Annotated in this window: 11 protein-coding genes; 3 read left to right on the top strand and 8 right to left on the bottom strand. The window is 71.1% G+C overall.

All coding sequences use genetic code 11. The features are described 5' to 3' along the window. Positions 1-12: 12 nt before the first annotated feature. On the bottom strand, positions 13-801 hold the full coding sequence (locus IH54_RS0123465; protein WP_031520079.1) for a vWA domain-containing protein: 789 nt from the start codon (positions 799-801) through the stop codon (positions 13-15). Positions 802-913: 112 nt separating this feature from the next. On the opposite strand from IH54_RS0123465, the gene IH54_RS0123460 reads away from it, so the two are divergent. Then, positions 914-1,288 carry a VOC family protein gene (locus tag IH54_RS0123460; protein WP_031520077.1) on the top strand — a complete coding sequence of 125 codons (375 nt, stop codon included), beginning with the start codon at positions 914-916 and terminating at the stop codon, positions 1,286-1,288. Between the two features lie 150 nt (positions 1,289-1,438). Here the strand turns inward: IH54_RS0123460 and IH54_RS0123455 are convergent, their stop codons facing one another. The 6 genes from IH54_RS0123455 to dnaK all read right to left on the bottom strand — a co-directional run bounded on the left by IH54_RS0123455 (position 1,439) and on the right by dnaK (position 9,436). After that, complete coding sequence (locus IH54_RS0123455) at positions 1,439-1,984, bottom strand: YbjN domain-containing protein (RefSeq protein ID WP_031520075.1); 546 nt, start codon at positions 1,982-1,984, stop codon at positions 1,439-1,441. Between the two features lie 132 nt (positions 1,985-2,116). Continuing rightward, positions 2,117-4,732: an ATP-dependent chaperone ClpB gene (gene clpB / locus IH54_RS0123450; protein WP_031520073.1), complete on the bottom strand. Its 2,616-nt coding sequence runs from the start codon at positions 4,730-4,732 to the stop codon at positions 2,117-2,119. A 379-nt stretch (positions 4,733-5,111) separates the two neighbouring features. Beyond that, on the bottom strand, positions 5,112-5,645 hold the full coding sequence (locus IH54_RS0123445; RefSeq protein WP_324607813.1) for a heat shock protein transcriptional repressor HspR: 534 nt from the start codon (positions 5,643-5,645) through the stop codon (positions 5,112-5,114). A gap of 4 nt (positions 5,646-5,649) precedes the next feature. After that, positions 5,650-6,834, bottom strand: coding sequence for a molecular chaperone DnaJ (gene dnaJ / locus IH54_RS0123440; protein ID WP_031520069.1), 1,185 nt, complete (start codon positions 6,832-6,834; stop codon positions 5,650-5,652). Between the two features lie 44 nt (positions 6,835-6,878). Next, positions 6,879-7,571, bottom strand: a complete 693-nt coding sequence (grpE, locus tag IH54_RS0123435) for a nucleotide exchange factor GrpE (protein WP_031520067.1) — start codon at positions 7,569-7,571, stop codon at positions 6,879-6,881. Further along, positions 7,568-9,436 carry a molecular chaperone DnaK gene (gene dnaK / locus IH54_RS0123430; RefSeq protein ID WP_031520065.1) on the bottom strand — a complete coding sequence of 623 codons (1,869 nt, stop codon included), beginning with the start codon at positions 9,434-9,436 and terminating at the stop codon, positions 7,568-7,570. The genes grpE and dnaK overlap by 4 nt, the downstream gene beginning before the upstream one ends. 258 nt (positions 9,437-9,694) lie before the next feature. Here dnaK and IH54_RS0123425 point away from each other — a divergent pair, with 258 nt between their 5' ends. Both IH54_RS0123425 and IH54_RS0123420 read left to right on the top strand, forming a co-directional pair. Next, positions 9,695-11,965: a (Fe-S)-binding protein gene (locus IH54_RS0123425; protein WP_052397786.1), complete on the top strand. Its 2,271-nt coding sequence runs from the start codon at positions 9,695-9,697 to the stop codon at positions 11,963-11,965. A gap of 133 nt (positions 11,966-12,098) precedes the next feature. Beyond that, entirely contained in the window at positions 12,099-13,070 is a 972-nt protein-coding gene (locus IH54_RS0123420) for a Yip1 family protein (protein WP_043181989.1), read from the top strand. Between the two features lie 166 nt (positions 13,071-13,236). On the opposite strand, the gene dcd is transcribed toward IH54_RS0123420, so the two are convergent. Further along, entirely contained in the window at positions 13,237-13,812 is a 576-nt protein-coding gene (gene dcd, locus IH54_RS0123415) for a dCTP deaminase (protein WP_031520058.1), read from the bottom strand. Positions 13,813-14,149: the final 337 nt, after the last annotated feature.

Raw genomic sequence — 14,149 nt, 5'->3', positions numbered from 1 at the left:
GCCGGGACGCGGTCACGCCTCGGGCAGGATGCCCGCGGCGCGGGCCGCGGTGAGCCAGCCGGGGAATTCGCCGAGCAGGCGGTCGTACAGCTCCGCGTCGGAGAGCGCCTTCGGGTCGCTGCCCGCGGCGAAGAAGCCTGCGTTGTCGACGACCCGGCGTCCCGGCACCGGCAGGTCGTCGAGCTTGCGGAGGAAGCGGAATTCGTCGGCGCCGAAGCCCACGAACTGCCAGAAGACCGGCAGCCGCGCGGACACGCACAGCACGTGCTCGGCCGCGGCCTTCGAGGTCGGCGACCCGTCCGTCTGGAAGACGACGAAGGCGGGATCGGCCGCGCCGCTCGCCTCGTAGTGGTCGATCACGGCCTGCATGGCGAGGTGGTAGTTGGTGCGGCCCATGTGCCCCAGCGACTCGTGCAGCGGGCCGATGCGGTCGCGGTAGGCGTCGAGGGCTATCTCAGCCGTGCCGTCCACCTCGGTGGAGAAGAAGACGACGGGCACCACACCGTCGTCGTCGAGGTTGGCGGCGAGCGCGAGGGTCTGCTCGGCCAGGTGCTGGACGGAGCCGTCCCGGTAGTACGGCCTCATGCTGCCGGAGCGGTCCAGCACGAGGTAGACGGCCGCCCGCTCGCCCCCGACCGCGTGCTTCTGCAGCGAGACGGCCGCGGTCTTGAACAGGTCGACGAGCCCGGGGGCGCTGGCGGCGACCTTCTCCAGGCTGACGGCGGGCCCGGTCCCGCGCCGCTCGGCCCTGGGCGGCTTGCGGTAGTCGATCCGGGGCGCCTTGCGGTAGTCGATGGCCATGGGCCCGGATTCTCCTCCTTCCCGCCTCCCGGGTCACGGCCGGGGCGGCCACCGATGACTTCCCGGCGCCGGCGCGGTCTGCACTCGTAGGCACGACCCACAGGAGGCGATCATGTTCGAGTCGACCAAGGCGTTCAGCGGTTTCTCGGTGGACGACATCGAGGCCGCGGCGGCGTTCTACGGCGACACGCTGGGGCTGAAGGTGTCGCGGGAGAACGGGCTGCTGACGCTGCACATCGCGGGTGGCCGGGACGTCCTGGTCTACCCGAAGCCGGACCACACGCCCGCGACGTTCACCGTCCTCAACTTCCCCGTCCCCGACATCGAGGCGGCGGTCGACGAGCTGGGGCGGCGCGGGGTGCGCTTCGCGCGGTACGAGCAGCTGCCCACGGACGAGCGGGGGATCTTCCGCGGCGGCGGCCCGCTCATCGCCTGGTTCACCGATCCTGCGGGCAACGTGCTCTCCGTGCTGGAGCAGCCCGTCTGAGGCACCCCGACGCACCGCGGAGCCACCGCGGGAGCGCGGAAAAGCCCGGCCACACGGGGGGCCGGGCTTTTCCGTAGGTACTCGGGACGGGCGGCGGTGGTCCCCTCCGCGCAGGCCAGTCCCCCGCGCGGCTCAGGCCCTCCGCGCGGGTCAGTCCTCCGCGGACTCGTCGCCGCCCTCGCCGCCCTCGGCGGCCTCGTCAGCGTCCTTCGCCAGGCCCAGCGTGTCCACGACCCACTTGTCGAACTCGATCGAGGCGCGCACCCAGCTCACCGTGCTGGACACGAAGTGCTCCAGGCCGACGCCCAGCCCGACCATCAGCTGGGCCTCGCCGACGAGGCGGACGCCGCCGTCGTCGTTGGTGTGGGTGTAGACCTTCGGCCACAGCGTGCGGCGGTTCCAGTCGTCGATGACCTCGTGCAGCTGCGTCTTGTCGTCGACCTCGAACGGGCGGTCGTAGAACGTCCGGACGGCGAAGACCGCCTGCTCGCCCTCGCCACGGAACATGAAGTAGGTGCGGAAGTCCTCCCAGGGCGCGACGAGGTCACCCTCCTCGTCGACCAGGTACTTCAGCTCCATCTGGTCGAGCAGCTGCTTGACCAGGTCCTGGTCGGGGATGACCACACCGCTGTTGCCAGCGGACGAGGGGTCCGGCTGTCCCCCGAAATTAGGAATCGAGGACGGGTCGATGCTCACCGTGAAGTCCCTTCGTGACGTCTGACTGCCATCCTCCCTCATCCGCACCCCCAGGGGGAAACCCCGGGGGTGCGCGGGTCCGGCGCTGGTCACCGGGCGGCAGCGGCCGTCACCGACCGGGACCGGCGGCCGTCACTTGCTGAGGTCGGGCCCCGCCGGACCGGTGGCCGCGCCCACGATCAGCCCGTCCGCGGCGCGGTCGACCCGTACGGTCTGCCCGTCCCTGATCTCCCCGGCGAGCAGCTCGCGGGCCAGCGGGTCGCCGATGGCGGTCTGCACCAGGCGGCGCAGCGGCCGGGCGCCGTACGCCGGGTCGTTGCCCTCGTCGGCCAGCCAGTCCAGCGCCGCGTCGGTGACGTCGAGGCCGAGCCTGCGGTCCTTGAGTCGGGCGGCGAGCCGGTCGGTCTGCAGCCGGGCGATCCTGCGCAGCTCGTCCTTGCTGAGCGCGGAGAAGACCACGGTGTCGTCGAGCCGGTTGAGGAACTCAGGCTTGAAGGACGCCCGCACCGTGGCCAGCACGTTCTCCCGCTTCTGCTCCTCGGTGAGCGCCGGGTCCACCAGGTACTGGCTGCCGAGGTTGGAGGTCAGGACGAGGATCACGTTCCGGAAGTCGACCGTACGGCCCTGGCCGTCGGTGAGCCGCCCGTCGTCGAGCACCTGGAGCAGGACGTCGAAGACCTCCGGGTGCGCCTTCTCGACCTCATCGAGCAGCACCACGCTGTACGGGCGGCGGCGCACCGCCTCGGTGAGCTGGCCGCCCTCCTCGTAGCCCACGTACCCGGGCGGGGCGCCGACGAGCCGGGCGACGGAGTGCTTCTCGCCGTACTCGCTCATGTCGATGCGGACCATGGCCCGCTCGTCGTCGAAGAGGAAGTCGGCGAGCGCCTTGGCCAGCTCGGTCTTGCCGACGCCGGTCGGGCCGAGGAAGAGGAAGGAGCCGGTCGGGCGGTCGGGGTCGGCGATGCCGGAGCGGGAGCGGCGTACCGCGTCGGACACCGCGCGCACCGCCTCGGCCTGGCCGATGAGCCGGCGGCCCAGCTCGTCCTCCATCCGCAGCAGCTTCTGCGTCTCGCCCTCCAGCAGCCGGCCGGCCGGGATGCCGGTCCAGGCGGCGACGACGTCGGCGATGTCGTCCGGGCCGACCTCCTCCTTGACCATCGTCTCCTGCGCGGCGGCCTCCTGCTCCTCCCTGGTGGCCTCCTCCAGCTCGGCCTCCAGCTTGGGCTTCTCGGCGTAGAGCAGCTTGGAGGCGGTCTCGAAGTCGCCGTCGCGCTGGGCGCGCTCGATCCGGGTGTCGATGTCGTCGAGGTGCTCCTTGAGCTCGCCGACCCGGTTGAGGCCCTGCTTCTCCTTCTCCCAGCGGGCGGTCAGGCCGCGCAGCTCCTCCTCGCGGTCGGCGAGGTCCTTGCGCAGCTTTTCCAGCCGCTGGACGGACGCCGGGTCCGTCTCGCTGCGCAGCGCCATCTCCTCCATGCGCAGCCGGTCGACGGAGCGCTGCAGCTCGTCGATCTCGACGGGCGAGGAGTCGATCTCCATCCGCAGCCGGGACGCGGACTCGTCGACCAGGTCGATGGCCTTGTCGGGCAGGAAGCGCGAGGTGATGTAGCGGTCGGACAGGGTCGCCGCGGCGACCAGCGCGGAGTCGGCGATCTGGACCTTGTGGTGCGCCTCGTAGCGGCCCTTGAGTCCGCGCAGGATCGCGACGGTGTCCTCCACGGTCGGCTCGGCGACCAGCACCTGCTGGAAGCGGCGCTCCAGCGCCGGGTCCTTCTCGATCCGCTCGCGGTATTCGTCCAGCGTCGTCGCGCCGACCATGCGCAGCTCGCCGCGCGCCAGCATCGGCTTGAGCATGTTGCCCGCGTCCATCGCCGAGTCGCCACCGGCGCCCGCGCCGACGACCGTGTGCAGCTCGTCGATGAAGGTGACGATCCGCCCGTCGCTGTCCTTGATCTCGGCGAGCACGGCCTTCAGCCGCTCCTCGAACTCGCCGCGGTACTTCGCGCCCGCGACCATCGCGCCGAGGTCGAGCGAGACCAGCCGCTTGTTGCGCAGCGACTCGGGCACGTCGCCCTTGACGATGCGCTGCGCCAGGCCCTCGACGACGGCGGTCTTGCCGACGCCGGGCTCGCCGATCAGCACCGGGTTGTTCTTGGTGCGCCGGGAGAGCACCTGCACGACCCGGCGGATCTCCTGGTCGCGGCCGATCACCGGGTCGAGCCGGCCCTCGCGGGCTGCCGCGGTGAAGTCGGTGCCGTACTTCTCCAGCGCCTTGTACGTGCCTTCCGGGTCCTGGCTGGTCACGCGCTGCCCCCCACGGGCGGTCTCGAAGGCGGCCAGCAACTGCTTGCCGCCGGCCCCCTGGCGGGTGAGCAGCTCGCCGGCCGCGCCGCCCTTGACGGCGATACCGATGAGCAGGTGCTCGGTGGAAAGATATGCGTCCCCGAGCTCCTTCGCCCGCTCCGCCGCGTCCGCGATGACCGCGAGCAGCTCGCGGTTGGCCTGCGGCGGGGCCACGGTCGAGCCCTGGACCTTCGGCAGCCGCTCGACGAGCTCCCCGGCCTCCGCGCGCAGCGCCGCCGGGTCGGCCCCGACGGCGGTGAGCAGGTCCAGGACGTTCTCGTTGTCCGCGCCGCTCAGCAGCGCGAGCAGCAGGTGCGCGGGAGTGAGGTCCGGGTTGCCCTCGGAGACCGCCCGGGTGTTGGCGGCGTTGAGCGCTTCCCGGCTCTTGTTCGTCAGCTCGGCGTCCACGGGTCGGATCCTCCTCGGAGGTGCGTTTTCCATTCTGGCCCGTCCCTGCCATGAGGGCGCGGCGGCGCCGCGGGCGCGGCTGCGCCGCGGGGTGGGCGTTTCCGGGCTGCGGCTGCGCCGCGGGGCACACGTTTTCAGGGGCGCGGGAGACTGCGCGACCAGCCACGACGGTGGCGCGGGTCGTCACCGACCGAAAGGGGGCAGTTGCTGTCGTTCCCGGACCACCGGCCGGTGGTGGGCTGAGCACGCAGTTCTCCCCCAGGCTTCGCCCGGGAGGTGCCCCCACGCGCCCCTGGCGTGCCCGGCGGCGCAGCCGCAGCCCGGACCGCGCGCCCGGCGGGCGGGGAGAGGGGCCGAGCCCCTTCGTCATAAGGCGCCGTCAGGCGCCATCGCGCTTGGGGCGCCACACCACCAGCGCGCTGGTGTGCTGGACGTCCTGGTAGGGGACGAGATCGCGGCGGTACGACGCGTGGACCGCCGCCTCGCGCTGCTGGATGAGGGCCGCCGCGCCCTCCACCGTCGCGGACAGCTCGGCGACGCGCGCCTGGAGGGCGGCGACCTGGTTCTCCAGCTCGATGATGCGCTTGATGCCGGCCAGGTTGATGCCGTCGTCCTGGGAGAGCCGCTGCACCTCGCGCAGCTGCTCGATGTCGCGTGCGGAGTAGCGGCGGCCCCGCCCGGCCGTGCGGTCGGGCGAGACCAGGCCCAGGCGGTCGTACTGCCGCAGGGTCTGCGGGTGCAGCCCGGACAGCTCGGCCGCCACGGAGATGACGTAGACCGGGGTCTCCTCGGTGAGCTGGTACGGGTTGCGCCCGCGCGGGGCACCGCCCGGACCCCGCGGAACGCGCGCGCCGCCGGTGCCGGTGCCACGCGGGCCCGGCGCCGTACCGTCCGTCCGGCCGTCGATGCTCATCCGTTCACACTCCCTTTGCCGCCTTGAACAGCTCGGCCCGCGGGTCGAAGTCCGCGGTCGCCTCCCGGTAGGCCTCCAGCGCGTCGAGCGCCTTGCCCTCGCTCTTGTCCGGCACCGCCACCTCGACGGTGACGAGCAGGTCGCCGCGCGTGCCGTCCTTGCGGACGGCGCCCTTGCCGCGGGCGCGCAGGGTGCGGCCGTTGGGGGTGCCCGGCGGGAGCTTGAGGGTGACCGGCGGGCCGCCGAGCGTGGGCACCTTGACCTCGCCGCCGAGCGCCGCCTCCGGGAAGCTGACCGGTACGGTCACCGTGAGGTTGGCGTCCTTGCGGCCGAAGACCGGGTGCTGCCCGACGTGCACGACAACGTAGAGGTCGCCCGCCGGGCCGCCGCGCTCGCCGGGGGCGCCCTTGCCGCGCAACCGGATGCGCTGCCCGTCGGTGACGCCCGCCGGGATGCGGACCTGCATGGTGCGCGAGCTCTTGGCGCGCCCGCTGCCGTGGCAGACCTCGCAGGGGTTCTCCGCGATCAGGCCGCGGCCCTTGCAGTCCACGCAGGGGTCGGTGAGCGAGAAGCCGCCCCCGCCGCCGCGCGAGACCTGGCCCGTACCGACGCAGGTCGGGCACACCCGGGGCGTGCCGTTCCTGTCGCCGGTGCCGGAGCAGGCCTTGCAGGGGGCCTGCGAGGACATCCGCAGCGGGACCGTGGCCCCGTCGACGGCCTCGGTGAAGCTCAGCGTGACCTCGGACTCGATGTCCTGGCCCCGCCGCGGCTGCACCCGGGTGCCGCCGCCGCGGTTGAAGAGCCCGCCGAAGACGTCTCCGAGCCCGCCGCCGAAGCCGCCGCCCTGGCCCCCGCCGGGGGCCTGGCCGCCGCCGCCGAAGAGGTCGCCGAGGTCGAAGTTGAAGCCGCCGGTGCCGCCCGCGCCCGGGCCCGGGCGGAAGCCGCCGTTCCCGAAGAGCGCGCGGCCCTCGTCGTACTCCTTGCGCCGCTTGGCGTCCGAGAGGACGTCGTTGGCCTCGGAGATCTCCTTGAAGCGCTCCTCCGCCTTCGCGTCGCCCTTGTTGGCGTCCGGGTGGAACTCGCGGGCGAGCTTCCGGTACGCCTTCTTGATCTCGGCTTCCGTGGCGTCCTTGGGGACGCCGAGGACCTTGTACAGGTCCTTTTCCAGCAGGTCCCTACTGATGCTCATCCCCGGCGTCCCTCCTTCCGGCCTTGAAGGCTCTCTCTACACCGTCAGCCCTGCTCCGGGCCACCGTTCTCCTCGTCGTCCGCCGTGTCCGCCTTCGCGTCCCGGTCGTCCGCCGTCTCGTCGCCGGCCTTCCCGGAGCCCGGCTGCGGTTCGGCGACCGCGACCCGGGCGGGCCGCAGATTGCGCTCACCGAGGCGGTACCCGGGCTGGAGGATCTGCACGCATGTCGTCTGCGTGACATCCGGCGAATAGCTGTGCATCAGGGCTTCGTGCACCAGCGGGTCGAAGGCTTCACCCTCCTTGCCGAACTGCTGCAGCCCCAGCTTCGCCGCGACCGTCTCCAGCGACTCGGCCACCGACTTGAAGCCGCCGACCAGCTCGCCGTGCTCACGCGCCCGGCCGATGTCGTCGAGCACCGGGAGCAGCTCGGTGAGCAGGTTGGCCACCGCGATCTCCTTGACGGCGACCCGGTCGCGCTCCACCCTGCGGCGGTAGTTCTGGTATTCGGCCTGCAGGCGCTGGAGGTCCGCGGTGCGCTCGTTGAGCGCGGTGCGCACCTGGTCCAGCTGTGCCCGCAGCGCGGTCAGCTCCTGGGCGTCCCCGCCGCCGGCCCCCGGGGCCGCCTCGTCGGCGGTCCCGGAGTCCTTGCCTGCTGCCGGGCCCTTGCCCGGCTTGGCGTCACCGGCCTCGGAAGGGACGTCGGGCTCCTGCTCGAAGCCCTTCGGCTCCTCCGTCACGCGGCACCGTCCCTCTTCTCGTCGTCGACGATCTCGGCGTCCACGACGTCGTCGTCCGCGGCCCCGGCCTGCTCGCCCTCGGGCGCGCCGGCACCCGCCTGGGCGGCGCCGTCACCGGGGGCGTTGGCGTAGAGCGCCTGGCCCAGCTTCTGGCTGACGGCGGCGACCTTCTCGGTGGCCTCGCGGATCGACGCGGTGTTGTCGGCGTCGGTCGACTCGTTCTTCAGCTTCTCCTTGAGGTCCGCGATGGCGGCCTCGACCTCGGACTTCACGTCCTCGGGGAGCTTGTCCTTGTTGTCCGCGATGAACTTCTCGGTCTGGTAGGCCAGCTGCTCGCCCTGGTTGCGGGTCTCGGCGGCCTCGCGGCGGCGGTGGTCCTCCTCCGCGTACTGCTCGGCCTCGGACCGCATGCGGTCGACCTCGTCCTTCGGCAGCGAGGAGCCGCCGGTGACGGTCATCCGCTGCTCCTTGCCCGTGCCCAGGTCCTTCGCGCCGACGTGCATGATGCCGTTGGCGTCGATGTCGAAGGTGACCTCGATCTGGGGCATGCCGCGCGGGGCCGGCGGCAGACCGGTCAGCTCGAACATCCCGAGCTTCTTGTTGTACGCGGCGATCTCGCGCTCGCCCTGGTAGACCTGGATCTGCACGGACGGCTGGTTGTCCTCGGCCGTCGTGAAGATCTCCGAGCGCTTGGTCGGGATCGTGGTGTTGCGCTCGATGAGCTTGGTCATGATGCCGCCCTTGGTCTCGATACCGAGGGACAGCGGGGTGACGTCGAGCAGCAGGACGTCCTTGACCTCGCCCTTGAGCACGCCGGCCTGGAGGGACGCGCCGATGGCGACGACCTCGTCCGGGTTGACGCCCTTGTTGGCCTCCTTGCCGCCGGTCAGCTCGCGCACCAGCTCGGCGACGGCGGGCATACGGGTGGAGCCGCCGACGAGGACGACGTGGTCGATCTCGGACAGCTGGATGCCGGCGTCCTTGATCACGTTGTGGAAGGGCGTCTTGCAGCGCTCCAGCAGGTCGCTGGTCAGCTGCTGGAACTGCGCCCGGGTGAGCTTCTCGTCCAGGTGCAGCGGGCCCTCGGCGGACGCCGTGATGTAGGGCAGGTTGATGGACGTCTCGGTCGAGCTCGACAGCTCGATCTTCGCCTTCTCCGCCGCCTCGCGCAGGCGCTGGAGGGCCATCTTGTCCTTGCCCAGGTCCACGCCGTGGCCGGACTGGAACTGCTTGACCAGGTAGTCGACGACGCGCTGGTCCCAGTCGTCACCACCGAGGTGGTTGTCGCCGTTGGTGGCCTTGACCTCCACGACGCCGTCGCCGATCTCCAGCAGCGAGACGTCGAAGGTGCCGCCGCCGAGGTCGAAGACCAGGATCGTCTGGTCGTCCTTGTCCAGGCCGTACGCGAGCGCGGCCGCGGTCGGCTCGTTGACGATCCGCAGCACGTTCAGGCCCGCGATCTCGCCGGCCTCCTTGGTGGCCTGCCGCTCGGAGTCGTTGAAGTACGCCGGCACGGTGATAACCGCGTCGGTGACCTTCTCACCGAGGTAGGACTCCGCGTCCCGCTTGAGCTTCTGCAGGATGAAGGCGCTCATCTGCTGCGGGTTGAAGTCCTTGCCGTCCAGGTTGATCTTCCAGTCGGTGCCCATGTGGCGCTTGACCGACCGGACGGTCCTGTCGACGTTGGTGACCGCCTGGCGCTTGGCCACCTCACCGACCAGCACCTCGCCGTTCTTGGCGAAGGCGACGACGGACGGCGTGGTCCTGGCACCCTCTGCGTTGGTGATGACGGTGGGCTCGCCGCCTTCGAGAACGCTGACGACGGAGTTTGTCGTGCCCAGGTCGATGCCGACCGCACGTGCCATGGTGGATTCCTCCTGCTGACTACTTGAGTGGAACTGACTCAAGAGTGCACGAGGTCCGCGATCGTGTCAACAGAGGTGAGTCCGGTCGACTCAACTTAGCCGCGTGGGCCCCGCGCACCCGGGCCCGGCGCGACGCGCGACACAGATCACCAGTGATGCGGCTTTATGGGCCCCCCGATCCCGGGTACCCTCAGCCAGGACCGCAGTAAGTTACCGCTTAGTAGAATTTCGTACCGTGCGCAGGCCCGAGGAGCCCCCATGCAACTCGCCGCGATCATCGTGTCGCTGGTCCTCACCGCGGTCGGCGTCGCGCTCTTCAGCCTCGCCGTCGCGCAGATCTACCGGTTCGTCCGGCTGGGCAAGCCGGTGCCGGCCGGCAGCCGCACGAACGACCCCAAGGCCCGTACGACGACGATGCTGCGGGAGTTCGTCGGCCACACCCGGATGAACAAGTGGGGCGTCGTCGGCGTCGCCCACTGGTTCGTCGCGGTCGGCTTCCTGACCCTGGGCCTGACGATCGTCAACGCCTACGGCCAGCTCTTCAAGGCCGACTGGATGCTGCCGGTGATCGGCGACTGGCTGCCGTACGAGCTCTACACCGAGTTCATCGCCCTGTTCACCACGCTCGGCATCGTCACCCTCATCGCGATCCGGCTGCTGAGCCTGCCCTCGCGGGCGGGCCGCAAGTCCCGCTTCGCCGGCTCCACGGCCTGGCAGGCGTATTTCGTCGAGTACGTCATCCTCGTCATCGGCCTGGCGATCCTCACGCTGCGCGGCCTGGAGGGCGCGCTGCACGGCGTGGACGGCTACGAGGCCGCGTACTTCGCCTCGTACCCGCTCGTCGCGGGCTTCCGCGGGCTGAGCACGGACACGCTGCAGAACCTCGTGTACGCCGTGGCCATGGTCAAGCTCGCCGTCACCATGACGTGGGCGATCGTCGTCGGCCTCAACACCGACATGTCGGTGGCCTGGCACCGCTTCCTGGCTTTCTTCAACATCTGGTTCAAGCGCAACGCGCGCGGCGAGGTCTCGCTGGGCGCCCTGCAGCCCATGACCAGCGAGGGCAAGCCGATCGACTTCGAGGACCCGGGCGAGGACGACGTCTTCGGCGTCTCCAAGATCGAGGAGTTCTCCTGGAAGGGCATCCTCGACTTCTCCACCTGCACCGAGTGCGGCCGCTGCCAGTCGCAGTGCCCGGCCTGGAACACCGGCAAGCCGCTGTCGCCCAAGCTGCTGATCATGTCGCTGCGCGACCACGCCAACGCCAAAGCCCCCTACCTGCTGGCCGGCGGCGGCAAGTCCGCGGAGGGCGAGGAGCGCGCCACGCCCGAGCAGCTGGCCGGCGTCCCCGCCGCCGCGCTCGCCGAGGCCGAGCGGCCGCTGATCGGCACCGCCGAGGAGAACGGCGTCATCGACCCCGACGTGCTGTGGTCCTGCACCACGTGCGGTGCGTGCGTCGAGCAGTGCCCGGTCGACATCGAGCACATCGACCACATCATCGACATGCGCCGCTACCAGGTGATGATCGAGTCGTCCTTCCCGTCCGAGGCGGGCACGATGCTCAAGAACCTGGAGAAGAAGGGCAACCCCTGGGGCCTGCCGAAGAAGCAGCGGCTGGCGTGGGTGAAGGAGGTCGACTTCCCCGTGCCCGTCGTGGGCGAGGACGTCGAGGACCTGACGTCGGTCGACTACCTGTACTGGGTCGGCTGCGCGGGCTCCCTGGAGGACCGCGCCAAGAAGACCACCAAGGCCTTCGCCGAGCTGCTGCACATGGCGGGCGTCAACTTCGCGATCATGGGCGGCGAGGAGAACTGCACCGGCGACTCGCCGCGCCGCCTCGGCAACGAGTTCCTCTTCCAGCAGCTCGGCGCCGAGAACGTCGCCATGCTCAACACGGCCTTCGGCGAGGAGCTGGACGACGACGGCAGGACCGTCGCCGCGAGCCGCAAGCCGCGCTCGTCGAAGAAGATCGTCGCGACCTGCCCGCACTGCTTCAACACGATCGCCAACGAATACCCGCAGCTCGGCGGCGAGTACGAGGTCATCCACCACACGCAGCTGCTGCAGACGCTCGTGGACGAAGGCCGGCTCGTCCCCGTCACCCCGGTCGAGGGGCTCATCACCTACCACGACCCGTGCTACCTGGGCCGGCACAACAAGGTCTACACACCGCCGCGCGAGATCATCGCGAAGGTTCCGGGCCTGCGCAGCGAGGAGATGCACCGCCACAAGGACCGCGGCTTCTGCTGCGGCGCGGGCGGCGCCCGGATGTGGATGGAGGAGCGGATCGGCAAGCGCATCAACAACGAGCGCGTCGACGAGGCGCTGTCCCTCGACCCGGACATCGTCTCGACGGCCTGCCCGTTCTGCCTGGTGATGCTGACCGACTCCGTCAACGGGAAGAAGAACGAGGGCAAGGCGAAGGAGTCCGTGCAGGTGGTGGACGTCGCGCAGCTGCTGCTCGACTCCGTCAGGCCCGCGCCCGTCGCCTCGGCGGCGGCCGCGGGGGCGGACTCCGCGGCGGGCTGAGGCGCGGCCCGGCGGGGCGTGCCACAGGGCGTGTCACAGGGCGTGTCACAGGGCGTGTCACAGGTTGGCAGCAAAGGCCGGGCCCGGCTTCCCGCCGGGCCCGGCCTTTCGCGGCAGCGGGTACGTTCGAATCGTGGCTGGATTCGAGAACCGCGACCGACGAGGGCAGGACCCGAACGCGGCGGGTTACCCGCCGCCTCCGCCGTACGGGGGTCCGGGCCGGGGTCGGGGCCCGGCCGGGCGCCCCGCCGGCGGCCCGCCCCGCGGTCCGGCCCGGGGTCCGCAGGGGGCGCCCTACGGCGGGCCCCAGGGCCCGTACGCCGCGCCGGGCGAGCCGGAGTATTTCGAGCAGGCGCCCGCGTACGACGACGCGCCCGGCCACACGCGGGCCTTCACGATGGGCGAGCCGGCGCAGCTCGCGGACCCGTACGCGTACGGCGACGGCTACGCGGACGGCGGCGGCGCGGGCCCCGGCTACGCGGACGGCGGCGGCTACGCGAACGCCTACGCCGACGACAACGTGGCGACCTACCGCGCCGGCCAGAGCGCGGCCCCGCCCTCCGGCCCGCGGCTGCACTGGAAGCAGCTGCTCAGCGGCATCGTGCTGCGCCCCGGCCGGACGTTCTGGCAGATGCGCGACCACACGATGTGGACCCCCGCCCTCACCGTGACGTTCGTCTACGGCCTGCTCGCCGTCTTCGGTTTCGACAGCGCCCGCCACGACGTCCTCGGCGCGACGCTGTCCGCGAGCATCCCGCTGGTGGTGATGACGGCCGTCGCCGTCACCCTGAGCGGCGTGCTGCTCAGCGCGGTCACCACCACGCTGGCCCGCCAGCTCGGCGGCGACGGCGCCTGGGCCCCGACGGTGGGCCTGGCCCTCCTCGTCACGGCCGTGACCGACGCCCCGCGCCTGTTCTTCGCGCTCTTCCTCGGCGGCGCCAACAGCTTCGTCCAACTGCTGGGCTGGCTCACCTGGCTCGCGTGCGTGGCGCTCATGACGTCGATGGTCGCGAAATCCCACGACCTGCCGTGGCCGAAGGCGCTGGGCGCGTCGGCGATCCAGCTGATCGCGCTGCTGATGCTGTTCAAGCTCCCGCTGATCTAGTGCTGTGACCGGGAGGGTTCACCGGCTTGCGACGCCCGGCCCGGCACCTCGCTGCGTTGCCGCATCGACCGAGTAGCCCGCTACGAGGCCGATCCGGCGCCTTGCGACGCACCGCACCGGACGCCGCAAGCTATTGGCAAACCCTCCCGGTCACAGCACCAGCGGGTCACACCTGCGTGCGGTGGAAGTTCAGGTACGAGCGGGAGGCGGTCGGCCCGCGCTGCCCCTGGTAGCGGGAGCCGTACTGCTGCGAGCCGTACGGGAATTCGGCCGGGGAGGTGAGCCGGAACAGGCACAGCTGCCCGATCTTCATCCCCGGCCACAGCTTGATCGGCAGCGTCGCGACGTTCGACAGCTCCAGGGTCACGTGCCCGGAGAAGCCCGGGTCGATGAACCCGGCGGTGGAGTGCGTGAGCAGCCCCAGCCGCCCGAGGCTCGACTTCCCCTCCAGCCGCGAGGCGACGTCGTCCGGCAGCGTGATGACCTCGTACGTCGAGGCCAGCACGAATTCGCCGGGATGCAGGATGAAGGCGTCGTCCCCCTCGGGCTCCACCAGCCGCGTGAGATCCGGCTGCTCGACCGCCGGGTCGATGTGCGGGTACCGGTGGTTCTCGAACACCCGGAAGAAGCGGTCCAGCCGCACGTCGATACTCGACGGCTGCACCATCGACGGTTCGAACGGGTCGACGCGTACGCGCCCGTTGTCGATTTCGGTCCGGATGTCCTTGTCTGAGAGAAGCACAGACCGACCCTAACCCAAGGCGCCCCGACGCCTCCCCCGCCTCACTTCTCCCCGCGGGCACCCTCTCCGACGGGCACCGCGTGCCGCAGCCGCGCACACCGCGGACACCTCACCAACCGCCCCGGCCCCAGCCGCTCAGCCCCCAACTGCTGCAACGGAAACGACCCGGTGGTGAACACATGCCCCTCCGCACAACGAACAGTGCGCTCCATGTAGCCCCTTCCCCAACTCCGCGTGGCCGACAAACCCACACATTAGGGGATCCCCCCGGCCCCGCCCCAGAGCCACACCTGTCTCTTATACACATCTCCGAGCCCACGAGACAGGCAGAAATCTC

Origin of the sequence: Streptomyces sp. NRRL F-5123 (assembly GCF_000721495.1) — a bacterium.
Taxonomy (GTDB): domain Bacteria; phylum Actinomycetota; class Actinomycetes; order Streptomycetales; family Streptomycetaceae; genus Actinacidiphila.
Note: the sequence above shows the minus strand (reverse complement) of the source record. Positions and strands in the feature narration are given on the sequence as shown.